The sequence below is a fragment of the Sphingobacterium hotanense genome, from assembly GCF_008274825.1.
In the GTDB taxonomy this organism is placed as follows: Bacteria; Bacteroidota; Bacteroidia; order Sphingobacteriales; family Sphingobacteriaceae; genus Sphingobacterium; species Sphingobacterium hotanense.
In genome coordinates, this window is record NZ_CP030848.1 from 3564172 (window position 1) to 3591146 (window position 26975).

The following is a 26975-nucleotide window of genomic DNA, read 5'->3' on the forward strand; positions in this document are numbered from 1 at the left end:
ATGGCGATTGAGGTTGACAAGCTTACGAAACTTTATGGGAAGCAACGCGCATTAAATAGCATTAGCTTTCAAACGAGCATTGGTAGGATTATTGGCTTTCTTGGTCCCAATGGTGCGGGTAAATCAACCTGCATGAAGGTATTGACGGGCATTCTCCCTTTCGAAGCCGGGTCTGTCAAGGTTCTAGGCATGGATGTGTCTAATCAGGCGCTCGCATTGAAGAAGAGAATAGGCTATCTCCCGGAGAACAATCCTTTATATCTTGATATGTATGTGCAGGAGGCGCTGTCTTTTGAGGCAGATCTGCATATGATTGCGAATAAACAACAACGTATCCGAGAGGTTATCGAACTTACAGGCCTACAAGCCGAACAGCATAAGAAAATACATCAGCTTTCTAAAGGCTACAAACAGCGCGTCGGACTGGCAATGGCAATTATCCATGACCCGGAAGTTCTTATTCTGGATGAGCCTACGACCGGCTTAGATCCCAAACAGATCATTGAGATTCGGAATCTGATAAAAACCCTAGGGAAAGAAAAAACAGTATTGCTCTCTACCCACATCATGCAGGAAGTGGAGGCCATCTGCGATGAAATCATCATCATCAATAAGGGTGAATTGAGACTACAGATTGCTAAGGCAGAACTTGCTTCTCAGTTTCCGGGCATGAGTATGGAGGAGATATTCGTGCAGCACAGCAACTAGGCTTGTGGTTGTTTCTCTACGCTTTCTTTTTTAATATTTCTCTTCAAAGTTTCTATATAATGTTACTGATAGTTTATTCGTTTACAGAATAAACAACAAATGTTTCTACGATGTTATAATAATATCAATATCGCAGACTCTATTTTTGTTGAATTTTAACAAATACCTAAACAATTTATCAGTACAACTGTTCATTATATATAAACACAATAGCATATGAAAAATTTATTACTTACCCTAGCTCTATCCGTTGGCTGTTTAAGCTACAGCAATGCACAAGTAGAAATTGAAACAAGGCCACAAACATCAGCAGATGTTGGTATGGATCCAATCAAACAAGGAAATTGGATGGTAGGTGGTTCTATAGGAAGTTTAGGTTATAGCTTTGAAGGCAAATCATTCAATATTAATGTTAACCCACGTGCTGGTTATTTTGTGACCGATGGTTTAGCAATCGGAGCTCAAGCAAACTTAGGCTTTACTTCTGTAAAAGATGCTGACAATGAATGGGGATATGGAATTTCACCATTCGTTCGTTACTACTTCCCAGGTGGTGCCTCAGCAACAGGTCGTTTCTTCGGTCAAGGTGATATTGGTATCGGCGGATCTTCTGCAGGTAGCGATGTATCGTTAAACCTTGGTGCTAATGTTGGTTATGCGCATTTTATCACGCAGACTGTTGCATTAGAAGCTATGTTCGGATATAACTATTCGAAAGCAAATATTGATGCTGCGAATAAACAATCTGGACTTGGTGTTTCTGTAGGTTTCCAAATCTACTTACCGGGAAGACGTTAAGAGCAAAAACTAAAAGACTTTGGGCGCGAGGGATAGATATCTCTCGCGTTTTTTCGTATTAAAACCGACAGTCGCAGAACAGTTTACCTGTCTGTCTCTGCTTTCAAAGGAAATCAATGCGTTTTTATCACTTTCGGTATCATCATGAAAAAAATGAACGTTTTGTTCCCAACGGGTAATTTTCTAATTTAGAGACCAAAATAAAGACCCTTTGTACAGTATTTTCAAAAAAGAGATTGCAAATTATTTCAACGCCTATACAGGATACCTGGCGATTGCGCTGTTCCTATTGATAACGGGCTTGTTATGTTGGATTTTCCCGGATACCGCTATTCTTGAAGCAGGCTATGCTAACATGGATAGCTTCTTTAACCTTGCTCCTTACGTATTACTATTTCTTATCCCTGCTATCTGCATGCGCAGTATTGCAGGCGAAAAAGCCGATGGCACTTATGACTTACTGCTAAGTCGCCCGATATCGATAAGCCAGCTTGTCTTAGGGAAGTTCTTCGGTGCTTTGATAATTCTTGTTTTAGCTATTGCTCCCACGCTTGTATATCCGATTAGTTTATACTTTCTAGCCAATCCCGTCGGTAATATAGACACTGGTGCTATTATTGGCTCGTACGTTGGATTGCTATTCTTGGGAATAGCCTTTATCGCTATCAGCATCTTTAGTTCCAGTATCAGCAAGAACCCTATTGTGGCTTTCCTGATTGCAGTCTTTGCATGTTTCTTTTTCTATTATGCTTTCGATGCAATCAGCGGTTTCTCCGCATTCTATGCTTTCGAATACGGGATTAAACAGTTCGGGATTCAGGAACACTATTTCAATATCAGCCGCGGTGTATTAACGGGTGCTGACTTGATCTATTTCATATCAATTGCGTTTATCTTTATTGTCTTTACAATCGGTCATCTGAATCGCTTTTTCACAGCGACACGGAAGACGATGAGCATGTATGCGGGTGCTATTGTATTGGTTTTAGTCCTTAATCAATCCTTTATTACTTCTCATTTGGGCCGGATAGACTTTACTGCCGACAAGCGCTTTACGCTGTCGGACACAAGTAAGGAGTTGGCAAAATCAATAAAGAAAGATATACAGGTTACCATATTTCTAGATGGCGATCTTCCCAATGGTTTTTCTCGTTTGAAGAATAGCGCTGTCGAAATGCTGAACAATCTTCGTTCTTACAACAGCGGTAAAATAAGCTTCAACGTAATCAATCCATTGGAAGGCAGTGAAAAAGAAAGAAGCGAATTTAGCAATGCGCTTATACAACGCGGACTATATCCTACAAATCTCAATGTTAAAAGCGATGGCGGAATGTCGCAAAAAGCGATCTTTCCTTGGGCTATCGTAGGCGATGGTGAACAGGAGATTGCTGTCAATTTATTGCAGACGAAGATGGGCGCTGCCCCAGAGGATGTGCTTAACAATTCTGTTCAGAACTTAGAATATGCTTTTGCTAGCGCCTTGAAGAAGTTGAACAGCGGCGAGACTCCTTTCATCGGTTTCACCGAAGGTCATGGCGAGCCTAGCGATCTAGAATTATATGATGCGATGCAGTCGTTGATGTCAAGCGGACAGGTGGGCCGTGTAAACTTAGATTCGACAAATTACCAATCGTTAGATCAGCTATCACTAATGATTGTAGCGAAGCCACAGCAAGCTTTCAGCGAAGCGGAGAAATATAAGATAGACTATTTTGTTAGAAACGGAGGCCGCATTATCTGGGCTATTGACCCAATTGATGCGAGCTTAGACCATATCAGGCAATCTGGTAGCCAGCCCCTCGTAACGCGGCAACTGAATTTGGAAGACCAGCTGTTTACTTATGGCGTCCGGATTAACTATGATTTGATCGCTGATCTAAACTGCGGCCAGATTCCAGTAACAATAGGCAATATATCGGGACAGCCGCAGATCGAGCTTGCACCTTGGTATTTCTTCCCTATCCTAGTCCCCACCAGCAAATCAAGTTTAGTAAAAAACCTCGATGGAATCCGTACGGAATTTATCAGTACATTGGATACCGTCGCTAGTCATGGCATACGAAAAGAGGTTATTCTAACCTCCTCCCCATTCAGTAGAGTGGTCACCCCACCTAGCCAAATCGGATTACAGCTATTGGACGAACAACCTGATCCTAATAAATTTAAATCAAAGCCATTTCCGGTAGCTGTTATGTTGGAAGGAAAATTCCCATACCTCTATGAGAACCGTCCTACTCCGGAAGGAATTGCTGAAGGGAAAGACTTAACGCAAGTTTCCAAAGACGCAAAAATGTTCGTTATTTCCGATGGCGATTGGCTGATTAATCAAGTCAACCAAGCCGATCAATCTCCATTTCCTCTGGGTTGGGATCGATATACACAACAGCAATTTGCTAATAAAACGCTATTGAATAATCTGGTAGATTACATGCTGTATGATGAAAGTCTGATCGCATTGCGTGGTCGCGAAGTGAAGTTGAGGTTATTAGATCAGGCGCAGGTAAAATCGGATAAGCTATTTTGGCAAGTCATTAATGTAGGAGTTCCAATTCTCCTGTTATTCCTATTTGCAGGGGCGCAGCAGTGGCTCCGCAAAAGAAAATACGGCAAGGTTTAAAAAACTTTCATGTTTCCGTTGAAACTACAACAGGAATGAAAGTTCTTGATGGCATTTGAAAACAGACAGTTTCAGAAAAAAGAAGCTGTCCTTTTTGGGGACAGCTACCTCTTTGCAAAAATATAAACAAAAAATAAAGTCTTATGCTTTCTTCATGCTACCCGTTTCGTTGAAACGGATGTGCCAGCTGAAAGATTCCTCTAATAAATGAGGCGTATGTCCTCCTCTTTGACAAGCTCTATCAAAGTAGGATTGAAGTTCTTCCTTATAATCAGGATGCACACAATTATCAATAATCTTTTGCGCGCGTTCGCGAGGCGCTAGGCCTCTTAAGTCTGCCAAACCTATATCGGTAACTAGAATATCGACATCGTGCTCTGTATGGTCTGTATGAGACACCATCGGCAAGATATGCGAGATCTTATTCTCTTTAGAAGCAGCCTGTGTCACGAAAATACTCAAGTAAGCATTTCTAGCAAAGTCTCCGGAACCACCAATACCGTTCATAATCTTCGTACCGCCGATGTGCGTCGAGTTGACATTTCCATAGATATCAAACTCAATCGCTGTGTTGATGGCAATAATTCCTAAACGACGAATAAGCCCCGGTGTGTTCGAGATATTCTGCGGACGCAATACAAACTTATCTCTATAGCGTTGCAAGTTTCCGAATACGTGCTCATAACAAGCCTGAGATACTGTTACAGAAGACGCTGATGCAAAACATAGCTTACCAGCATCGATCAAGTCGAATGTACTATCCTGCAACACTTCCGAGAACATCGTCAAGTCGTAGAAATTGCTATGTTTAAAGCCGGTCAACACCGCATTCGCTACTTTACCAATTCCGGCTTGGATCGGCAATAAACGATCTGTTAAGTGTCCTAGACGAACCTCTTCTTCGAAGAACTCGAGAATATGTTTTGCGATAGCCGATGTTTTAGCATCAGGCTCCGCAATATCCGCCGGGCTATCATGTTTATCAGTAAATACGATGGCAGCAACTTTATCCGGATTCAATGGGATAGTCTTGCGACCAATCTTGTTCCACGGAGCAACAATTGGAATAACATTACGATGTGGGTAATCTTCAGCCTGATAGATATCATGAATACCATATACATCTTCAGGAATGGATGTATTGATCTCCAAAATGACCTTCTTTGCCAAAGAAGCAAAGGTCACTGAGTTACCTACCGAAGTGGTCGGAATGATACTACCGTCTCTATCGATATATGCCACCTCAATAACAGCAATATCAACATCCGGAAGGTTTTTATTGTGCAACAACTCCGCACTCTCGCTAAGGTGCTGATCGATAAAAAGAACCTCACCTGAATTAATCTTGCTACGAAGTACAGGATCTACCTGGAAAGGCATGCGTTTCTTCAATGCGCCAGCTTCCGCCAACTTACCATCCGTACCGTGACCTAAAGACGCGCCGGTCATTAGGGTAATCTTTATATTTTCAGTCTTTGCTCGCTCTGCCAATGCAGGAAGAACGACCTTACTATCTCCAGCTTTTGTGAAACCGCTCGATCCGACAACCATGCCATCCTCAATAAGTTTCACCGCCTCTTCGGCCGTAGTAACTTTGTCTTTTAGTCTTTCTAAACGAATTCTTTCTAACATTTCTTTACAATTAGACGCCTATTGTCAAGGCGTGGCAATATTAATCAATATTTTATTTTTAAAATTATCCATATTAGACAGTTAATTATTTGGTACACAAAAAAAGTAACCAATTACTAACCAGTATATCAGAACGCATAAAACCACAGTAAATTCCTAATAAACAAACGATTATTAACATAGGCGACTAGAACGCGGAAGCTTTACGCAGTAAATATACGAAGGAAATCAGGATATGTTCATGACGCAAATCATAAATTTCAGTGGGTTTACACTCACATTTAAAGGCTTCAACACTCCATCTTTTGCATATATCAATAAAAAACTTGAAATTTATATCTCATAAATACATTTCCCTGGATGCATAAAGAATATGTTGACAAATATTACTTGACAGAAGTAGACACCTTTGACCATAGCATCTACTGTCATCATGCCGTAATGGGCGAACACCACGTTACGGAACATTACCACAAAAAAGGACAATTTCTATACACTGAAGGTGGTGTCGTATTCTTAAAAACTCCTGACAAATCGTACTTTCTTCCAGCACGCCATTATATCTGGATTCCTGCCGGTGTAAAACATAGCATTCACCCGAGCGGACCTCAAGTCGTAATGCGAAACCTATACTTCCCTCCCTTCGAAACAGATACAGCATTCTTCGAGAAGATCAATATCTATCCTGTTAGCGACTTATTGAACGAGCTGATCATGTTTACGAACCGATGGAATGGCAATATCTTCCCGGAAGAGGAACCTAAGTTTTCGATAGCGAAGGCATTCAAGCTGATTCTACCCGAGATCTCTCCGGCAGAACTCCCACTAGCACTTCCCTATCCGAAAAACGACAAGCTAAAGCAGATCGTAAATTACCTCGAGCAGAACATCTCCGAGAACATCAGTTTTAAATCTTTAGCGGAGCATTTCGATATCAGCGAGCGTACGCTGGCGCGATTGTTCCAGAAAGAACTAAACATGTCGTACATCCAGTATTTTACGATATTACGCATGCTGACCTCCTTAAAACTATTGCTAGACGAAAAACTGAGCGTTAATGAAGTGGCTCTACGCGTTGGCTATAATAGTCTTCCGACCTTCAGCAATACCTTCAATAAGGTAATCGGCGTGCGCCCAAGCGAGTATGTAAAAAATAGAAACTTACTATTATAATCCCGAATAAAGATGAAGTTAAGATCCCTAACCCTAGGCTTAGCATTAGGGCTGCTATGCGCATGTGGAAGCCAAGCTCAGATAAGCAACAAGCCAGTTAAAACGCCAAAAGCGATACAGTTGTTCAACGGAAAAGACATGAAGGACTGGACGCCGAAAATAAGATTGCACGAAGTTGGAGACAACTATGCCAGTACTTTCCGTGTCGAAGACGGTCTATTAAAAGTAAGATACGACGGATACGACAATTTCAATCAGCAATACGGCCACCTCGCTTATAACAAGCCTTTCAGCTATTATGTATTACGCCTAGAATATCGTTTTGTAGACGAGCAAACTAAAGGTGGCGAAGGCTGGGCATGGCGAAACAGTGGCGCAATGCTGCACGGTCAAGATCCTAAGACCATGCTAAAAGATCAGGATTTCCCTATTTCTATCGAAGGACAACTATTAGGTGGAGACGGCAAGAACGAAAGAACGAACTCCAATCTATGTACTCCCGGCACCAATGTCGTCATCAAAGAAAAACTATTCACCCCACATTGCCTTAGCTCAACATCAAAAACCTACCATGGCGACCAATGGGTAACAGCAGAGTTCGTGGTATTAGGCGACTCTCTAATCCAACACGTACTAGATGGCAAAGTCGTATTAGAATACAACAAACCGCAAATCGGCGGCAAGAATGTAGACAACTACGACCCTAAACAAAAAGTTGACGGCAAATTGCTAGACGGAGGATTTATCTATCTACAAAGCGAAAGCCACCCTATCGACTTCAGAAAAGTAGAATTATTTGATTTAAGCAACTACAAAGGAGATAAAAGCAAGCTGGAAACAGCAGTGAAGCAAATATTGAACACTTCGCGTTAGATATTAGATTTTAGACATTAGACATTAGAGTATGCGGGCTACCTGCATACTCTTTTTTTAGTAGTTAGTAGCTAGTATTTAGTAGTTAGACCAATGACGTAAAATCCTGTCAATCCTTGCATCCTTCCTTTCCTGGTTCAAAACAAACTTTCCTCCCTTTCCTACTCCACACACCCCCCCTTTCACAACAGAAACATCTGAACCAGGAAAAAAAGGATAATAAGATGAGCAGGATCTTAACACCCCTAAATAAAAAAGACATTAGCGTATTCAGACCATACTCTAACGTCTTAAGTCTAATATCTAATGTCTTAAATCTAATATCTAACCTCTAAATCCTATCCAACAAGAAAAGGGATGTTTTCACATCCCTATATATCTTTTAGGAAAAAGCTACAGATTAACCTAACTTATTAACGAACTTCGCTAATTTAGATTTGTTGTTGTTTGCTTTTTTCTTGTGAATTACATTTTTCTTTGCCAAACGATCTAGCATAGAAACCACGCGTGGATATAATGCTTTCGCCTCTTCTGGATCTGTTGTAAGACGTAATTTTTTGATCGCGTTACGAGTTGTTTTTGCTTGGTAACGGTTTCTTAGACGCTTCGCAGCGTTAGCTCTAATTCTTTTGATCGCTGATTTATGATTTGCCATTTCTCTTAGCTATATATTTTAATCTTTTTATATTTAATTTCGGACTGCAAAAATAACATCTAAAAACTAATATTCAAAATCATTTTTAAAGTTTTCCAAATCCTTATCTTTGTACATGCAAAAATTATCGATGGATCAGCTCAATCGAGTTGACGTAGAAACATTTAAGAATCAAGATAAAACCCCTTTGGTTATCGTTTTAGACAGTGTTCGCAGCATGCACAACGTCGGCTCGGCTTTCAGAACCGGAGATGCCTTCGCTGTAGAAAAAATTCTTCTATGTGGAATTACGGGGACTCCCCCACACCGCGAAATCGAAAAAACAGCACTAGGAGCCACACAGTCGGTCGTATGGGAATATCACAAACAAACCCTAGACGCTATCAAAACGCTGCAGTCAGAAGGCTATAAAGTGTATTCTATCGAACAAGTGGACAAGTCTATCTCCCTGGAAACCTTCCAGCCCGCAGAAAACGAAAAGATTGCTATTGTATTTGGAAATGAGGTGCATGGCGTCGAAGAGGAAGTAATTGCTGCATCCGACGGATGCCTGGAAATACCACAATTTGGCACCAAACATTCCTTCAATGTTTCTGTAACGATAGGAATTGTCTTGTGGGATTTAGTAAATAAACTAAACTTTATTAAGAAATAGCAAAATAGATAGCGAGTTGATTTTTAGAAGTCAGTTCAAAATAGTAGATTTGCGTTGCAAAAAATAAGACAAAATGAGTGTATTAGTAAATAAAGATTCTAAAGTAATCGTTCAAGGTTTCACCGGTAACGAGGGTACTTATCATGCATCTCAAATGATTGAGTACGGTACAAACGTAGTTGGTGGTGTTACACCAGGAAAAGGTGGTCAATCTCATTTAGACCGTCCGGTATTCAACACCGTACAAGACGCTGTTGATGCCACAGGTGCTAACGTATCTATTATTTTTGTTCCACCAGCATTCGCTGCGGACGCAATCATGGAAGCTGCTGCTGCAGGAATCGCATTGATCGTTTGTATCACTGAAGGTATCCCTACTAAAGATATGATTCAAGTAAAATCTTACTTGAGCGACAAAAACTCTCGTTTAATTGGCCCTAACTGTCCTGGAATCATCACTGCTGAAGAAGCGAAGATTGGTATCATGCCAGGCTTTATCTTCAAAAAAGGTAAAGTAGGTGTTGTTTCTAAATCAGGAACGTTAACATACGAAGCCGTAGATCAAACTGTGAAAGCAGGATTAGGAATCACAACAGCGATCGGTATTGGTGGTGACCCTATCATTGGTACAACTACTAAAGAAGCTGTAGAATTATTAATGAACGATCCAGAAACTGAAGGTATCATCATGATTGGTGAGATCGGTGGTGGCATGGAAGCTGAGGCTGCACGTTGGATTAAAGAAAACGGTACTAAGCCAGTTGTAGGTTTCATCGCAGGTCAAACAGCGCCTCCGGGACGCCGTATGGGACACGCTGGTGCAATCGTTGGTGGTGCGGATGATACTGCTGCTGCAAAAATGCAAATCATGCGTGAGTGCGGAATCCGTGTAGTAGAATCTCCTGCTGAAATTGGAAAAGCAATCGCTGAAGAATTAGCTAAATAATTCCAAAGCCAAACAATATTGAAAAAGGAGCGATCGCATGAGGTCGCTCCTTTTTTCGTATAAGCTATATCTGCCCAAGAGACTAGCTAGATTTAGTTAAAAAGAAGAGGCCGCTCTGGCGAACGACCTCTTCTTAACTAAACATTGAAACAATATCTATTTTGCAAATGCTAAATCTTCCGATTTAGATTTCTTTTTATCTTTTTTCTCCTTGCCTTTGGTCGTCTCGTAATGATCGACCAATTGATTCAGCTCGCTAAGGCTCATATTCGATTTGAGTTCAATAAAAACCTGATCTTCATTATCAACAACTCCCAGCATAATCTTTTTAATACGGTCGCCTTTAGTCAAGGTATTGATGCTCACTTTAGCGCCGTCGCTGTAGATACTCATCAGTTCCTCGAATTGCTGATCGGCAAGGTAGTTCGTGAACCGCTCATGCAAGCGATGTCCCTTCTCCCCTTCGATCGCTGTAAGCTTGATGCTTTTTATTTTCTTTAAAGCCATCGCCAACATCGGGTCCTCCTCCTTCATCTCCCGCAGCTCGCCGAGGATAAACGTCCGCATTAAAATGCCCGGAACTTTGACGGATACGACTTCCGCATCGCGACTGATATCACCTTTATGGATAAAGGCCATATTCGGGCTGGTTTTCACAAAACAGCTTTGCAATAATAATCCTATGCAAACGGCTACAATAAATCCTATTCCTCTTTTCATAATGCGTGGTTTTTTAATCGTTTTTATTCACTAGGTTGTTGATATCGTCATAACTCATGGCACCGTCTAGAATCATAAAGATGGTATCCTCATCAGAAACAATGCTTAAGAGCAGGTTATTCAATAAATCGCCTTCTACAGATTTCGCCAGGAACTTAATCTTATTGCCCTCCGAATTCACCACCATCAGCTCTTCAAACTTAAGATTGTCGACCGCATTATTGACAGCGTTTTTCAACGTCGGTTGAGAACCCTCAACAATCAGCATCTTGATCGAATTTATTTTGCTGAATAAAGGTCTGATCGTTTCCAGATCCGCATCGTCGATGTTCATTTTGTTCAACATCTTAAACATCGGCTTACCGATCTTGATGCTGGTTACCCCCTTCTGTTCTTTGTATTGCTCAAAAATATCATCCAGTTTTGAGACCTGTGCCTGTGCGATGCCCGCGAAAAGCAGGGCGCAGATTAACATGATCGTTTTCATATCTTCACTTTCTTAGATTTCTATATTCAAATGCTTTATTTTCTCCAGCCCCGCAACACCACGTTTCAGATTGCTGGTTGCTAAACTCAATGCCGTTTCCGTAATCTCTAGTGCCTTCTGCTCATCGTAGATTCTTACACCATTTACCTCCACGTACAGCCCCTCTTCTACTTCTGTCGAGGATTTATCCATTTCCATTTTTACTGATCTCCTGGACGAGCTTTGCGGGCGTCTCTTCGACACAGGAACAGATGCAACAACAGCTTTTTCTCGCTTCGGCTCCGTAACTTCTATTGTCTCTGGCTGAACTTGCTGCAGAGTTTCAGCATTTGCTGTCGTATTATCAGCTACGCTATGCTCCGCGATCTGCTTCTGATTAATTGGCTGCACGACATCATCTTTCGGGCGGAAAATCAGGAAGCCAATCAGCAACGAAGCCGCTATGCTCGTGATCGTGATGATACGTTTTGGCAAATTGACTACCCGCGCGTCCTTCACCCCCTCTTCCACAGTCGTAGCTTCCATAAAGGCCTCGAAATCCCAATCCATCTTTCCGGATGGCTCCTTAAGTCCTCCAAAGAAAGCATCATCAGCATGCTCCTTCAATAAGCGCTCTTCCTCCAGCGATGTTTCCCCTTGCAGATATTTAGCTCTTAATTGATCCAATTCTTCTTTCTTCATAATCGAATACCTTTGTTAAGCTCGCTCGCACAGACTGTCTCGCTCTAGACAGATTCACGCGAACGGCGTTTTCATCTATTTGGCAGAGTTTGGAAATATCCGATATTTCATATTCCTCTACATCTCTTAAATACATGACCATGCGTTGCTTCTCGGGCAGAGCATCAATGTATTTCAATATAAGTTCCTGTGTTAGCGCCGGGTATCGCTCAACTTGAATATCAGCGGGCACCTCATTTAAGTATTTCGCTTGCCTGCCTGCTCTTTCAATCTTGTTCAAGGCCATGTTTCTCAGCGTGCTCATCGCAAATGCTTCCATATTATCGACATGACTCAAATCTGATCGCTTTTCCCATAGCTTTAACATCAGTTCCTGTACTAAGTCAAACGCATCCTCTTCATGGGCAAGAAACCTATTCGCAAAGCGATACAGCTTATCCTTAAGGACGAATACTGTATTTTTAAAGGTTTCTTGATTCATAATTTTCGTAGCGTTTATATACAAGACAAGATGAACGGCCCTTTCATTACATGAAAAATCCATGAAAAATGAAATAACATTCTAATCATTTGGTTTACAAAGAGATAATTTATAAATAATATGTAAGTTCGGATCATAAAAACTTTCAAACTTCTATCGAAGCGGCAAGAGGGATGCGCGTTTTTGATGGGTCTAGAAGTGAAGCACATACGAAAAACAGAAGTTGATGAAAACCCAGCCTCTGCCTTCATGATACAAAAGTATGGTAGTACATCCATCTCTTTTCGAGACTCGTTTTACACTTAGCCCTTTCAAACCCAATACAAACCCCTATCAGAACCGCTTGGAAAGGGCTATGATAGGGGTTTAATTTGGTAGTAGATTGAAGCTACCTTATCGTAGACTAGTCTCTCGTTTTATTTTTGTTCGTCTGCAGACGGGCCATAAAGTCCCGGTACCGGAATATCTAACAAACGTAGATATACGGTCAACTGACCGCGGTGGTGGATCAGGTGGTTGTTGATAACAAAACGAAGGGCACCTAGTTTAGGCATTTCGCCGATCACATAATCCCCAACACGCATAGTCCAAGTTTTGAACCATTCATCTTCTGGGAAAGTATTAAGCGTTTGCTCATTCGCTTTGTAACCTTCGTCCAACGCCTGTTTAAGCTCTGCTACGGTCGACGGCTTGAAAGGCTTATAATCTGTTTGCAGGTTGAAATCATTCTTGGTCAATGCTGTTGCAACCCAGTTGTGCAGCTCCACGACATGCCCTATTAATGCGCCCAAGGACATAGACTTTTCATGCGGTCTAAATGCAAGATCTTCATCTTTCAAACGATCGATAATACGACGGGTACTATTGGTTTCGCGTTCTAGTTCTACTAGAAATCCATCTTTAATACTCATAGGATATGTTTTTGTTATCTCCGAAATTAATCAATAAAAGACATAAAAAATAGCTATTTTCACGCTAACAACAAATTATACCGAAAAATGAAAAATGCCTTACTATGCTGTTTTCTTTGGCTATTTGTGGCTATCACTGCCATCGCTCAGGAGAAAACTGCAGACTATGTAAAACAACACTACGATAAGACGGAAAAATACATCACGATGCGCGATGGAAAGCGACTGTTCACCGCCATCTATACGCCGAAGGATAAATCGAAGAAATACCCTATTCTGATCAACCGCACGCCCTATACCGTTGCTCCTTACGGCGAGAATGAATACAAAAAGAGTTTAGGCAGTTTCCCGGAAATGGCGGAACTCGGCTATATTTTCGTGTATCAAGATGTGCGCGGCAAGTGGATGAGCGAAGGCGAGTTTGAAGATATCCGCCCAACCAGAACGAAAGAAAACGGACATCAAATCGATGAGAGCACCGACACCTGGGACACGATCGATTGGTTGGTGAAAAATGTAAAAGGAAACAATGGGAAGGTCGGTATGTATGGCATTTCCTATCCGGGATTCTATGCCACGGCAAGCTTGATCGGTTCGCACCCTGCCCTAAAGGCTGTATCGCCACAAGCGCCAGTAACCGATTGGTTCATCGGAGATGACTTCCACCATGGCGGGGCGCTGTTCCTTGCGGATGCGTTTCGCTTTATGTATATTTTCGACGCGCCGCGTCCGAAACCCATTACGGATAAAGAAGGTCCGGAAGGATTTGAGCTACCCTCAAAGGATATGTATAAATTCTTCATGGACAACCCGACGCTATCGGGTTTGAAAGAAAAGTACTTAAGCCATACCGTGAAGTTCTGGGACAATTTAGCCAAGCACAGCACCTTGGATACCTTTTGGATGAGTCGTACGATTACACAGCATCTAAATAGCGTTAAACCTGCCGTTATGGTTGTGGGTGGATTATACGATGCGGAGGATACCTATGGAGCGTTCGAAACCTACAAGCAGATTGAGCAAAGAAATAAGAAGAACAACAATATTTTGGTGATGGGACCGTGGTTCCACGGAGGTTGGGTACGGTCGGAGGGCGATTCGTTTGGAGATATAAGATTCGGTGAAAAAACAAGCCTTACCTATCAGCAGAAGTTTGAAAAACCGTTCTTTGAATACCATCTCAAGGGTATCGGATCGTTCGATCCCGCAGAAGCGAATATCTATTTTTCAGGATCGAATGAATGGCAGCATTTTTCGCAATGGCCACCAAAAGATGTGGTGAAGGATGAACTCTACCTGTCTGCAGATGGTAAACTGTCCGACAGTCCGCAACAAGGCGATCCTTTTATCGAATACCATAGCGATCCAAACAAGCCTGTCCCATCGCAAGAGGGAATCATCGTGAGCCGCACGCGCGAATATATGATCGCTGATCAACGCTTTGCAGCCAACCGTCCGGATGTGATGGTTTTTGAAACAGAGGTACTCCAAGAAGATCTAACCATGGCGGGGCCGGTGACCGCGGATCTATGGGTTTCGATGACAGGAACGGACGCAGACTTTATCGTGAAGGTCATTGATGTTTATCCGGATACCAGTTCGGTTAGTTCTCCCATCAGCAAGGATGTGGTCATGCCAAACTATCAAATGTTAGTCCGTGGCGAGGTATTGCGCGGAAAATTCAGAAATTCATTTAGTGAGCCTGAGCCTTTCACGCCGAATCAAGTAACGCAGGTAAAAGTTAATCTTCCGGATGTAGCCCATACGTTTAAGAAAGGTCATAAGGTTATGGTGCAAATACAGCACAGCTGGTTTCCATTAGTAGATCGAAATCCGAATAATTTCATGGATATTTATCAAGCCAAAGAGAGTGATTTCGTTAAAAATACGCATCGCCTGTATTTTGAAAAAGGAAAAGCAAGCAAGCTCGTCTTTGAGAAATTATAATTAAGCACACAAAAACTATTTTTATATGTATAGAATTCTAACCCTATTAATTGCTTGTTTTTACTTACTACCCCTATCTGCACAGACGAACAGTTTGGTATGGAAAGTATCCGGCAATGGATTAAAAAAAGACTCTTATTTATTCGGCACCATCCATATGGCTTGTGAGGAGGATTTTCGAATGAATGAAAACGCAAAAGCAGCGCTTGGCAAAGTCGAGCAGTTGGTGTTCGAGCTAGACATCAGCAAGCAGGAGAACCTCGCTGCCATGGGAAATTACCTAAAGCCAGATCCTAGCTACTTCGAAGGCTTCGACCCGGCAAAAAGACATGTGATGGATAGTATATTGACTTCTCGAAATTTGCCGCCGCTGTACTTGGATGCCATGTCGCCGGCGGGCGTGATTTCGCTTTTGACCTTATACACTTTTTCATGTTCCGATCCAACAGCCGTGAAAGGTATGGAAACCGAACTACTGAAATTGGAAGAAGCAAAAGGAAAGCCTGTTGCAGAGTTAGAAACGGTAGATTTTCAGTTCGGTTTGATGAATTCCATGATCGACGCAGAGGGAATATATCAATTCTTATTAACAATGGACCAGCAAAAAGCGATGGCAAAAACCATGTTTGACGCCTACTTTAAAGAGGATTTACAGACCCTAGGCAATCTATTTAAAGAAACTTCAAACTATATGAGCCAAGAGAAATTAGTCGAATTGCTGGACAAACGCAACGAAGCTTGGGTAGAAAAGATGCCAACCATCATGAATGAAAAGGCGAGTTTGTTTTCAGTTGGTGCTGGCCATTTAGTTGGGGAGAAAGGTGTGATCAATTTATTGAAGAAAAAAGGATACAAGGTAACTCCTCTGCGAAACTAACAGCATCAGTTTTTAACTTTCTCAGTCGGTAAAAACTAAATAAATTAGACCCAAATATTTACTACTAGGTAAATATTTGGGTCATTTTATGATTAGCGGGCTGATTTTTTTGATATCTTTGCGATACCAAACCAGAAAAACAAAGAACTGCATGCTGAAGATACTTCAACATTTTTGGAGTTTCGTATTACACCCTTCCGACAGGAAGTTAATAGCCTATCATAGTGACACCTATAGCAAGGTATTTTCCACTTTATTTTTATTCAAGGTTCTGATCCTAGCGATCATCCTGCCCTTGCAATATCTAGTGCAATATTTGGACCCTGTCTTTACCAAGAAGAGCGATACGGATGAACAGGCAATCTTTTACATGATTTCAGCAGTTGTCTTTGCTCCTTTAATCGAAGAATTTATCTTCCGTTATTTTCTGAAATATAAGCGGTACTACCGCTTTGTTATCTCCCATAATACGTATAGAAAGAATTATCGATGGTTGCTCTATAGTTCGGTATTCTTATACGGGCTTGCCCATCTTTTCAACTTTGAAAACGCCAATCTGCTATTTTACTTTTTAGGGGTATTGCTTGTATCCTCCAATCTCGTGGATGGCTTAGTATTTTCTTTTATCAGGGTTCGCTTAGGTTTTGTTTACAGTTGGGCTTTCTATGGAATTTGGAATTTATTCATCTTCTCGCTTATCGGCACGATCATATTGCTTAAAAATCCGGTAACCAAGATTCATAATGACAACATTGACTTAGAGATCAATGTTTCCCAATTCAGGGATACTACGCAAGCCCTTTTCTTTGTTCGGGAGAATTCAGATAGTCTTTTTAACCTAAATGTACGGCAGTATCCGCTAAGCCAGGTCATTGATTCCCTTTATGGTCCAAACCGATACCAAGTCGACGACGAATATATCGATATTGAAATGAGATCCGCTAAGGGCTATTCGAAAGATTCGTTGATGAACCTTCTTAAAGAAGATTTCACAATCGAACCGAATATACCTTAGCGGATATTTGTTATTTGATTAGTTATTCTTTACTATACTAGCAACCTCATCAAATTCCTTTTCGATTTCTTTGCTCACAGGTTTCGTTAGCAGGGATACCACGATGATGGTTAAGAAGCTAAGAATAAATCCTGGTATCATTTCATATACTTCTTTGTAATTATGCGGAACATAAACCCATGCTAATACGACGGCACCACCGACTAACATGCCCGCCAATCCGCCTATAGCTGTTGTTCTTTTCCATAATAGTGAAAGGATAATTAATGGTCCAAATGCTGCTCCAAATCCGGCCCACGCATTACCCACAAGATTAAGGATGCTGTCCTTTGGATTTAACGATAGCAATAAGGCAATGATAGCGACGATCAAAACCGAAATACGGCTCATGATGAGCATGCTCTTTGGCGTCGCGTTTTTATTGATAAAGGTTTTGTAGATATCCTCCGTCATCGAACTCGATGTCACCAACAATTGCGAGGATATGGTACTCATCACAGCGGCCAATATAGCTGACAATAGAAAACCTCCGATTAAGGGGTGGAACAGGACTCTGGACAAATGGATAAAGATTGTTTCTGCTACTTCTTTCGAACCGTCGAACCGCTGCATGGCTGCGAGGTCAAACTTCTGCAAGTAGGCAATTCCGAAAAGACCAACCAACATGGCACCTCCAACCGTAAAGATCATCCAGCTGATACCAATATTACGTGCCTTCGGTATATCTTTGACATGCTCGATGGCCATGAAGCGAACCAGGATATGGGGTTGACCGAAATAGCCTAAGCCCCATGCCATTAAGGATAGTATCGATATGGTTGTTGTTCCTTTAAATAGATCAAGGTAATTGCTATTCTTATTCTCTATAATATCGAGAGTATCAGACAATCCACCGATCTGCGTGATAACGACAATAGGAAGAATAACCAGCGCAAGCACCATAATAGTGCCCTGTACAAAATCTGTTAAACTTACCGCTAGGAAGCCTCCTAAGAATGTATAGAGCACGACGACAGAGCTAGTAACGAACAGACCTGTATAATAGTCCATATTGAAAGCCGACTCGAACAAACGCCCACCAGACACCATTCCTGCAGAGGTGTACAAGGTGAAGAACACTAAGATTAACACGGATGAAGCGATCTTCAGTAATTGTGTTTTGTCATGGAATCTATTTTCGAAGAAGACCGGCAATGTGATCGCATTTTTAGCGACTTCGGTGTACACGCGCAACCTAGGTGCAACAATAACATAGTTCAGGAAGGCACCAATAGTTAACCCAATGGCTATCCAGGAGGCAGACAGACCGGAGAGATACATTGCGCCAGGCAGCCCCATTAACAACCAGCCGCTCATATCAGCAGCACCAGCTGAAAGTGCCGTTACGGCAGCTCCCATTTTACGCCCACCGATAAGGAACTCGTCGGAGTTACTGGTTGATTTTTTATAGGAATAAAGACCGATGAGAATCATCAGTAACATATATAATCCTATAGATATTAATTCGTATATATTCATATAAATAAGTTAAAAAGATAAAAATGCTATAATTTTGGTTGAATTACCATATTGCTCCGGTATTTCGTTAAAATATTTTCCACTTTTGATTGTTTTTTACTGATTTGTGTCAAAAGTTTGAAGGCTTCTATATTGTAGGCATACAGGTCCAGCGCTTGCGTAGCATAGCTAATTGCTTTTTCTAATTCGTTCTGATGAAAAGCAAGCCAGGCTTGTGTCGCGAAGTCTGCACTCTGCGATAATAAACCGTTTTCTTTCGGCAGTTTTTGATAGAATAAGGCTGCCTTCGCTGTCTTATCGGCTTTCGCTAGCAATCTTACTAGTCGTAAATTGTAGTTATAATCAAGGCGCGCAGGATCGCCATCACGAACCATAAGTTTCTCCAGATAAAGTTCGGTATTGACTAGATCTCCCTTTTGGAAAAAAGCTTCCGCCAATAACAATTCAAATTCGGGACGACTGACCTGTGACGCCTGCAGTGTGCGATATACCTCATTTAAGTTCTTGACTGCTTCATCTTCTTTTCCGTTGGCTAATAGAGCTTCTGCATACTGGATACGAAGCGGGTAATGCTGAGGTCTCTGTGATGATAAATACGCTAAGGAATCCACAGCATCCTGATATCCCAACAGCGACAATTGCCAATGGTAAAAAGATCGCTGATCGTTCAATCGATCTCGTAAATATGTGGAGATTTGAGAACCGCTAGCGACGTAGGTCTTGGCAACTTGTATAGCCTTGTTTAAATCGCCGCGCGAGAAATAGAATTCTCGAAGAATGGCTGCATTCTTTGATTTTTCCATATAGTCCTGCTCCAAATCGAAGCCCTGAGTATAAGCGGCAGCTTGTGCTTCCAAATCTTCAGGTTGGCTAGCGATCAATAAATCCCCCGTCAGCATATAGATCGGTGCATAGTTAGGATTTATCTCATTCGCTTGTGCAATCCGGCTCTTGGCTGCTTCAAATTCTCCTTCTGCAGTATGGAACTTGGCATAAGCCAAAATAGCTGGAAGATATTTGTTGTCGTAGTGCAATGCTGTATCAAGCAACCTGTAGGCTTCTCGATAATCGTTCTTCGCGGCTTCTTCCGCAAGATTAAGATAGACTTGCGACCAATTGGAAGCCATTGCCTGTTTATCGCCTGCCAGATATGCCCTTTCCCTGCCAATCAAATCATCCAAAAAACTGTACATATCTGGATCTTTTTGCTGCAAGTCTGATAGGGTGTTCATCGACTTGAAGTCTAACGGGTGTACTTTGACTTTTTCAAAATAGGCAGGATAGGTTTGCGCTAGATATTCAGACTCATTATTTTGAGAATAATAATCCAAGGTCAGCCCTTTCTCCATGGCTTGATAATAGAGCGCTTTGATACGTCTGTTCTGTTCGTCGGTCAATACTCTTCCATGAAAAAGATGGACATATTCATGCAGAAGGACGTTGCGTTCTTCAAATGCTCCACGTTCTACATATTCAATGGCCGCCGCACCGGAGCCTACTCCTCGGATATCCATCCATTGTCGGTTGTCGAACGTTGAGTTGAAACGGAAGTATGGTGCTTTCATCGCCAGTGCTAAATCAACATGCAGTGGTGGAATAACAAATAACCGATGTTGCTTGACTAGGAATGGGAAGTAAACCACCGAGGTATAAAGTTGATTCCATGCCATGCCTTTTGCCACATCGCCAGGGTAATAAGCAACATCTGGGAATATCTCCAAGAAGTCCTCCATATTGGAAATCTTCGGCGCTTTTAGCGCCTGCATGATCGTCGGATAGCTTTTCAGAAATGGAATGCGCTTTGATTTGATGACTGCCGCCAGACCATTATGAGCAGGCCCATAATGTTTTTTGCGCTTCAGAATATCGAGAAATAAGTCCTCTGCCTTTTCCAAACGTTGAAAACGATCTGCAGCGTCGAAATCTCCATACAATAGTGATGCTTCGTGCATTTGAGGAAGCACGGAGGTCGGATACTCTTCTTTTACTTTATTTATGGTATGTAAGGCCTGATCAATTCTATTTGCGGTGAAATCCTCTTCAGCAGCAGTTAGGGCCGCACGTATGGCTTTTTCATCAGCATCAACATAGTCAGCAAAGGTTAGATTGGTATGTCCATTACCCAGATGCCAATGTGTTTGGAAATGAAGGGGGTTGATGGCTAATGCGATGTCCCATTGAGCGACCATCGCGTTCAACTGTCGAGCATCGATACGACGCCAAATAGCGTAGCCATAATAGAAACGGGCATCAGCGTTTAAAGGGTTTAATGCTAGCCCCTGCACAAGTACCTTCTCAGCCTCCTCAGGGTTTTGATCCCAGAAGAATACGTCCGCTTTCAAGAAATATCCGGCGGCGTCCTTTGGTTGTTTAGCGATCATGTCGTCCGCTAAAGCTAGTGCTTCCTTATATTTCTTCTGGAGCATATAAGCACGACCTAGGATCAGCTTCGTTTCAACATCTTCAGGATGGCTTTTTAGGAGACTTAAACATTGCTTCTCGGCTTGTTCTAAATCCCAAGCTTCGATTTCCAAGAGTGCAAAAGTTCGCTGTACCCGATAATCTTGTTGCTCTTTCTTAGAAAGCGATTTCACGGCCTTTTCGCTAGCCGCGAAGTCATTATTGAGCCAGTGATATTTTGCCAATAGCAGGGCTGCTTCGACTTTGGACAAGCCGCTCTTGTTGTTTAGGTGCGTATTAACCAACTTCCATTCTCCTAAATCTAAAAGCTTGCCTAAATCATTAAAGGATGCTTTAGAGCTTCCTTTCACTGATTTAACAGCTTTATCTTTTTCCTGTTTAAGCAATTCCAAAACAGCTTTATGATCATTGAGCAGGTCTTGGGCATATGCATGTCCGATGAGAAGAAAAAAGGACAGTAGAATATATTGATAACGCATCATATAAATTAAAATAACCAGCCCCATAAGTGGCTGGTAGTTATATAATATCTAGTATTTTGCAGCTTTATCTGCAGCTGGGAGTGATTTTTTAATAAATTGGCGAATATCTTCATTCGCTTTAATCAGGTCTTCTTTTCGAAGATACATCATGTGGCCGCTACGATAGCCTACAAAGCTCATACGGTAGGAAAGCTTTCCCGAAGGATCCATCTGCCACATATTATATTTCGCATTGAAGTAGTCCGTCGCACCATCATAGTATCCGGATTGCACCATCAAATGAAGATATGGATTTGCTGCCATGGCTTGTCGTAAGTTCAAGCCCGTATTATCGTTACTACGATCCCAAGGATGTACAGGACCAAACATATTGTACTTCACATCGGTGTTGTACTTTAACTCATTAGCGTAATAGTAATTTATGGCTGGCGTGAAGGAATGTAGCCAGGATGTCAACTCCGCATTATAGTCAGGTCGTTCGCCTCCATCACGTAGATCTATTCCTAAATATCGAGAGTCTAATCGGCCTATTGTTTGTCCCTTATCACGCAGTAACTCTTTCCAAAACAAGGATGTTGGGATATCCAGATTGTTCTGAGCAATAATGGTTTCGGAAAGTCCGGAGTATCTCGCCATTTTCTTAACTAAAGCATTTTTATCATTGGCCGATAAACTGGAGCCTCTTGCAATTGCCGGCAATAATTCATCGAGTGTAAATTTCTCCACTTCGGGTAATAACTCTTCCAAGTCTCTGTTCTGAAGATCCGGAGAAAGGCGCTTATGGAACCATGCCGCGGCAGTGTAATAAGGCCATACATTCGCTTTAGCAACAGCTCCTTCGCGTTTTAAGCCTAGGTCTGTCGGTGATACTAAGATAACACCATTGAGATACATCCATTGTGCATTTTGCAACTCTAAAGCCAATCCAGAAACACGAGTAGTACCGTAGCTTTCTCCAATCAAGTATTTAGGGGATGCCCAACGGTTATTGCGTGTCACAAAGGTATTAATCCATTCAGCGAGGTATTTGATATCAGCATTAACTCCGAAAAATAAGGAACGGTCTGCTTTCTCATCTAAGATGCGTGAGTAGCCAGTATTGATAGGATCAACATACACGATATCAGCAACATCAAGAATAGTATATGGATTCTCTTTAACACCATATGGCTGCAATGGGTATCCCTCATCATCAATATTGAGTAAACGTGGGCCGGTATATGCTAAATGCATCCATACCGACCCCGACCCTGGACCACCATTAAACGAAATAACTAACGGTCGTTTGCTTTTATTGCTGATATCATCACGGGTGTAGTAGGTATAATGAACAGTCGCTAATACTTTCCCATTGGCATCCCATACAGGCTGTGTACCCGTTTTTGCGGAATAGGGAAATTTTTGCCCGTTTGCAGTAATTTGATGCTTGGTAACGAATGCGGAATCTGCGAGCGGGAGACGTTGGGCATAAGTTTCGGCCACACAAATAAACAATGCTAAAAGGAATAATAGGTTTTTCATAAAGAGCAATATAGGTTTAATAGATATGAAGAAAAAGCATCTTCCAGTCAATACGTAGGATTAACAACTAGAGTTGTCGCCGTCGCAAAAATGGCTTTTACTATATCAAAAAATATCCAATTCAATCAGGATACAATATATTGAAAATATACCTCAATCATTAAAAACCAACGCTTAATTGGACGAAATAGTCAGAATAGGTAAAGAATTGGATAATTTAGTATAAGAGGAAAATTGCATTTCAAAAATTCCTATTAGATAATAGACATTAGAAATAAGACATTAGAGTATGGCGGCTCAAGACGTCAGATATTAGACATAGATACTGGGTAGAGCTGTCTGAATACCAGGAAAGGAAGGATTGAAAGATTACCATGATCCTGCCAATCCTTAAATCCTTCCTTTCCTGGTTCAAGACAAACATCAAAAGATCAAAAGATCATCTTTCTTTACTACTCCTTCCCTTTCAAGCAAAAACAACTCAAAAGATCATCTTTCCTTATCAATCCGTCTTTCAAGCAAAAACAACCCACAAAAAAAAGGCGCCATATCCGCGCCCTACTCTAATATCTCATGTCTAACATCTAAAATCTAGACCAACAAAAAAGCCCGTCATCTTTCGATAACGAGCTTTTCGTATAAAAATAGGCGCCGACCTACTCTCCCACCTGTTACGGCAATACCATCGGCTCTGGCGGGCTTAACTTCTCTGTTCGGAATGGGAAGAGGTGGACACCGCCGATATAGGCACCTGAATATCTTATTGTTGAACCTGCACTTTGCAAGTACCAACATTGACATGTTATTGGAAGAAAAGATTCAAAAAGAGAGAGGACAACAGACTATCTGCATTGGAAAGCTTCGGGCTATTAGTATCACTTGGCTTTGGTCTCTCAACCTTTACACCTATGACCTATCAACGTCGTCATCTACAACGACCCTATAAGGAAGTCTCATCTCGTGGCTAGTTTCGCACTTAGATGCTTTCAGCGCTTATCTATCCCGGACGTAGCTACCCTGCCGTACACCTGGCGGCATAACAGGTTCACCAGCGGTCCGTCCAACCCGGTCCTCTCGTACTAAGGTCAGATCCACTCAAACTTCCAACGCCCACAACAGATAGGGACCGAACTGTCTCGCGACGTTCTGAACCCAGCTCGCGTGCCACTTTAATGGGCGAACAGCCCAACCCTTGGGACCTTCTCCAGCCCCAGGATGTGACGAGCCGACATCGAGGTGCCAAACCTCCCCGTCGATATGAGCTCTTGGGGGAGATCAGCCTGTTATCCCCAGAGTACCTTTTATCCTTTGAGCGATGGCCCTTCCATACAGAACCACCGGATCACTATGTCCGTCTTTCGACCCTGGTCGACTTGTAGGTCTCACAGTCAAGCAAGCTTATGCCATTGCACTCCTCGTACGGTTACCAAGCGTACTGAGCTTACCTTTGAAAGCCTCCGTTACCTTTTTGGAGGCGACCACCCCAGTCAAACTACCCACCAAACAATGTCCTCGGCACAGCCGAGTTAGAAACCGAATACAGAAAGGGCGGTATTTCAAGGTTGTATCCACGATTCCTGGCGAAACCGCTTCACATACTCCCGCCTATCCTACACATCCTGTACCCAATTTCAATGTTAAGCTATAGTGAAGGTTCATGGGGTCTTTCCGTCCCGTTGCGGGTAACCGGCGTCTTCACCGATACCACAATTTCACCGAGCTCATGGCTGAGACAGCGCCCAGATCGTTACACCATTCGTGCAGGTCGGAACTTACCCGACAAGGAATTTCGCTACCTTAGGACCGTTATAGTTACGGCCGCCGTTTACTGGGGCTTCGATTCAATGCTTCTCCTTGCGGATGACATCCCCTCTTAACCTTCCAGCACCGGGCAGGTGTCAGGCCTTATACTTCATCTTTCGATTTCGCAAAGCCATATGTTTTTGCTAAACAGTCGCCTGGGCCTTTTCACTGCGGCTTCTCCATCACTGGAGGAAGCGCCCCTTCTCCCGAAGTTACAGGGCCATTTTGCCGAGTTCCTTAGCCATGATTCACTCGAGCACCTTAGGATTCTCTCCTCGACCACCTGTGTCGGTTTGCGGTACGGGTGTTGATAACCTGAAGCTTAGCGGGTTTTCTTGGAAGTCTGCTTACCTGCACTATCAGCGCCCCCGAGGGTTTGCTGTACTATCAGATTTCAGCTAGACCGGCGGATTTGCCTACCGGTCCAATACCTACGTCCTTCAACGAACTATTCCGTCAGTTCGCGGCAGTGTCACTACTCCGTCACCACATCGCAGTCATCAACAGTACGGGAATATTAACCCGTTGTCCATCGGCGTTCTCCTTTCGGATGAGCCTTAGGCCCCGACTAACCCTGATCCGATTAGCGTTGATCAGGAAACCTGGGTCTTTCGGTGGGCGGGTTTCTCACCCGCCTTATCGTTACTTATGCCTACATTTGCTTTTCTATAAAGTCCACCACAAGTCACCTTGCGGATTCGCCCCCTATAGAATGCTCCCCTACCAGTGCAATAAATTGCAATCCATAGCTTCGGTAGTAATCTTGATGCCCGTTTATTATCCACGCCCGGTCGCTCGACTAGTGAGCTGTTACGCACTCTTTAAATGAATGGCTGCTTCCAAGCCAACATCCTAGCTGTCTGGGCAACCGGACCTCGTTAGTTCAACTTAGACTACATTTAGGGACCTTAGCTGATGGTCTGGGTTCTTTCCCTCTCGGCCTTGGACCTTAGCACCCAAAGCCTCACTGCCGGCCATATCTAACAGCATTCGGAGTTCGTCTGGATTTGGTAGGATTTGACTCCCCCGCACCCAATCGGTAGCTCTACCTCTGCTAGACTCAATGCCGACGCTGTTCCTAAAAACATTTCGGGGAGTACGAGCTATTTCCCAGTTTGATTGGCCTTTCACCCCTACCCTCAGGTCATCCGGAAACTTTTCAACGTTTATCGGTTCGGTCCTCCAGTACGTGTTACCGCACCTTCAACCTGCCCAAGGGTAGATCACAAGGTTTCGCGTCTACCTCATCCGACTATGCGCCCTATTCAGACTCGCTTTCGCTTCGGCTCCTTGACTTAATCAATTAACCTTGCCGGACAAGAGTAACTCGTAGGCTCATTATGCAAAAGGCACGCCGTCACGGAATCGCTCCGCTCCGACCGCTTGTAAGCACACGGTTTCAGGTTCTTTTCACTCCTCTGTTCGAGGTTCTTTTCACCTTTCCCTCACGGTACTGGTTCACTATCGGTCTCTCAGGAGTATTTAGCCTTACCAGATGGTGCTGGCAGATTCCCACAGGATTTCTCCGGTCCCGCGGTACTCAGGATACCACTATGCCTGTATTCTTTACCTGTACGGGGCTATCACCCATATCGCGCAGTTTCCCACCTGCTTCCAGTTCATAGCACAGTACAATGTCGTGGTCCTACAACCCCCATATTGCCGTAACAATATAGGTTTGGGCTCTTTCCCGTTCGCTCGCCACTACTTGGGAAATCATTATTATTTTCTCCTCCTACGCTTACTTAGATGTTTCAGTTCGGCGCGTTCGCGTATTATACAATATACCTTCAGTATATTAGGTTGCCCCATTCGGAAATCTGCGGATCGAATCGCATTTGCCAATCCCCGCAGCTTATCGCAGCTTATCACGTCCTTCATCGCCTCTGAGAGCCTAGGCATCCCCCGTGTGCCCTTATTTACTTTCTTCACACTATCACCCCTTTTGCTAAGTGATAGGTTGCTTTCGCTTGTTCTACAAGTAGAAAAAGCTTCTGTTGTCTTCTCTTGTGTCTCTTTTCTTCCAATATGTCAAAGAACTCTTTGTCTTCGCT

The 26975-nt window shown here is 42.7% G+C and carries 20 protein-coding genes and 2 rRNA genes; 10 read left to right on the forward strand and 12 right to left on the reverse strand.

Annotation, left to right across the window (positions count from 1 at the left end):
• From DSM08_RS15030 to gldG, 3 genes are all read left to right on the forward strand, one after another.
• Positions 1 to 708 carry an ATP-binding cassette domain-containing protein gene (locus DSM08_RS15030; protein ID WP_149526917.1) on the forward strand — a complete coding sequence of 236 codons (708 nt, stop codon included), beginning with the start codon at positions 1 to 3 and terminating at the stop codon, positions 706 to 708.
• A gap of 216 nt (positions 709 to 924) precedes the next feature.
• Positions 925 to 1506, forward strand: coding sequence for a porin family protein (locus DSM08_RS15035; RefSeq protein ID WP_149526918.1), 582 nt, complete (start codon positions 925 to 927; stop codon positions 1504 to 1506).
• Positions 1507 to 1717: 211 nt separating this feature from the next.
• The gene (gene gldG, locus DSM08_RS15040; protein WP_149526919.1) at positions 1718 to 4123 is read left to right on the forward strand and encodes a gliding motility-associated ABC transporter substrate-binding protein GldG; all 2406 of its coding nucleotides are present in this window, start codon (positions 1718 to 1720) and stop codon (positions 4121 to 4123) included.
• 141 nt (positions 4124 to 4264) lie between these two features.
• Here gldG and DSM08_RS15045 read toward each other — a convergent pair whose 3' ends face one another.
• Positions 4265 to 5755 (reverse strand): succinate CoA transferase, encoded by a 1491-nt coding sequence (locus DSM08_RS15045; RefSeq protein ID WP_149526920.1) that lies wholly within the window; start codon positions 5753 to 5755, stop codon positions 4265 to 4267.
• 360 nt (positions 5756 to 6115) lie between these two features.
• Here DSM08_RS15045 and DSM08_RS15050 point away from each other — a divergent pair, with 360 nt between their 5' ends.
• Both DSM08_RS15050 and DSM08_RS15055 read left to right on the forward strand, forming a co-directional pair.
• The gene (locus DSM08_RS15050; protein WP_149526921.1) at positions 6116 to 6928 is read left to right on the forward strand and encodes an AraC family transcriptional regulator; all 813 of its coding nucleotides are present in this window, start codon (positions 6116 to 6118) and stop codon (positions 6926 to 6928) included.
• Positions 6929 to 6940: 12 nt separating this feature from the next.
• Positions 6941 to 7801 (forward strand): 3-keto-disaccharide hydrolase, encoded by an 861-nt coding sequence (locus DSM08_RS15055; RefSeq protein ID WP_149526922.1) that lies wholly within the window; start codon positions 6941 to 6943, stop codon positions 7799 to 7801.
• A 400-nt stretch (positions 7802 to 8201) separates the two neighbouring features.
• Here DSM08_RS15055 and rpsT read toward each other — a convergent pair whose 3' ends face one another.
• The gene (gene rpsT / locus DSM08_RS15060; RefSeq protein ID WP_149526923.1) at positions 8202 to 8456 is read right to left on the reverse strand and encodes a 30S ribosomal protein S20; all 255 of its coding nucleotides are present in this window, start codon (positions 8454 to 8456) and stop codon (positions 8202 to 8204) included.
• A gap of 115 nt (positions 8457 to 8571) precedes the next feature.
• Between rpsT and DSM08_RS15065 the strand changes: the two genes are divergently transcribed.
• Together DSM08_RS15065 and sucD are read left to right on the forward strand one after the other, a co-directional pair.
• Positions 8572 to 9111 (forward strand): RNA methyltransferase, encoded by a 540-nt coding sequence (locus tag DSM08_RS15065; RefSeq protein WP_149526924.1) that lies wholly within the window; start codon positions 8572 to 8574, stop codon positions 9109 to 9111.
• A 73-nt stretch (positions 9112 to 9184) separates the two neighbouring features.
• Entirely contained in the window at positions 9185 to 10057 is an 873-nt protein-coding gene (gene sucD, locus DSM08_RS15070; RefSeq protein WP_149526925.1) for a succinate--CoA ligase subunit alpha, read from the forward strand.
• A 156-nt stretch (positions 10058 to 10213) separates the two neighbouring features.
• Here sucD and DSM08_RS15075 read toward each other — a convergent pair whose 3' ends face one another.
• The 5 genes from DSM08_RS15075 to DSM08_RS15095 all read right to left on the reverse strand — a co-directional run bounded on the left by DSM08_RS15075 (position 10214) and on the right by DSM08_RS15095 (position 13337).
• Positions 10214 to 10777 (reverse strand): DUF4252 domain-containing protein, encoded by a 564-nt coding sequence (locus DSM08_RS15075; protein ID WP_149526926.1) that lies wholly within the window; start codon positions 10775 to 10777, stop codon positions 10214 to 10216.
• A gap of 13 nt (positions 10778 to 10790) precedes the next feature.
• Positions 10791 to 11264, reverse strand: coding sequence for a DUF4252 domain-containing protein (locus DSM08_RS15080; protein ID WP_149526927.1), 474 nt, complete (start codon positions 11262 to 11264; stop codon positions 10791 to 10793).
• Between the two features lie 12 nt (positions 11265 to 11276).
• Positions 11277 to 11945 (reverse strand): hypothetical protein, encoded by a 669-nt coding sequence (locus tag DSM08_RS15085; RefSeq protein WP_149526928.1) that lies wholly within the window; start codon positions 11943 to 11945, stop codon positions 11277 to 11279.
• Positions 11911 to 12426 (reverse strand): RNA polymerase sigma factor, encoded by a 516-nt coding sequence (locus tag DSM08_RS15090; RefSeq protein WP_187773879.1) that lies wholly within the window; start codon positions 12424 to 12426, stop codon positions 11911 to 11913. The genes DSM08_RS15085 and DSM08_RS15090 overlap by 35 nt, the downstream gene beginning before the upstream one ends.
• Before the next feature lie 416 nt (positions 12427 to 12842).
• Entirely contained in the window at positions 12843 to 13337 is a 495-nt protein-coding gene (locus DSM08_RS15095) for a DinB family protein (protein WP_149526930.1), read from the reverse strand.
• A gap of 87 nt (positions 13338 to 13424) precedes the next feature.
• Between DSM08_RS15095 and DSM08_RS15100 the strand changes: the two genes are divergently transcribed.
• The 3 genes from DSM08_RS15100 (at position 13425) to DSM08_RS15110 (ending at position 17176) form a co-directional block, all read left to right on the forward strand.
• Positions 13425 to 15284: a CocE/NonD family hydrolase gene (locus DSM08_RS15100; protein WP_149526931.1), complete on the forward strand. Its 1860-nt coding sequence runs from the start codon at positions 13425 to 13427 to the stop codon at positions 15282 to 15284.
• A gap of 25 nt (positions 15285 to 15309) precedes the next feature.
• Entirely contained in the window at positions 15310 to 16161 is an 852-nt protein-coding gene (locus DSM08_RS15105) for a TraB/GumN family protein (protein WP_149526932.1), read from the forward strand.
• A gap of 151 nt (positions 16162 to 16312) precedes the next feature.
• Positions 16313 to 17176 carry a CPBP family intramembrane glutamic endopeptidase gene (locus DSM08_RS15110; protein ID WP_187773880.1) on the forward strand — a complete coding sequence of 288 codons (864 nt, stop codon included), beginning with the start codon at positions 16313 to 16315 and terminating at the stop codon, positions 17174 to 17176.
• An 18-nt stretch (positions 17177 to 17194) separates the two neighbouring features.
• Here the strand turns inward: DSM08_RS15110 and putP are convergent, their stop codons facing one another.
• The 5 genes from putP to DSM08_RS15135 form a co-directional block, all read right to left on the reverse strand.
• Entirely contained in the window at positions 17195 to 18694 is a 1500-nt protein-coding gene (gene putP / locus DSM08_RS15115; protein WP_149526934.1) for a sodium/proline symporter PutP, read from the reverse strand.
• 26 nt (positions 18695 to 18720) lie between these two features.
• Positions 18721 to 21621 (reverse strand): tetratricopeptide repeat protein, encoded by a 2901-nt coding sequence (locus DSM08_RS15120; RefSeq protein WP_149526935.1) that lies wholly within the window; start codon positions 21619 to 21621, stop codon positions 18721 to 18723.
• Between the two features lie 24 nt (positions 21622 to 21645).
• Entirely contained in the window at positions 21646 to 23118 is a 1473-nt protein-coding gene (locus tag DSM08_RS15125) for a S10 family peptidase (protein WP_149526936.1), read from the reverse strand.
• A 643-nt stretch (positions 23119 to 23761) separates the two neighbouring features.
• Positions 23762 to 23873: ribosomal RNA gene (rrf, locus tag DSM08_RS15130) — 5S ribosomal RNA — on the reverse strand.
• A 95-nt stretch (positions 23874 to 23968) separates the two neighbouring features.
• A 23S ribosomal RNA gene (locus DSM08_RS15135) occupies positions 23969 to 26850 on the reverse strand.
• Positions 26851 to 26975: the final 125 nt, after the last annotated feature.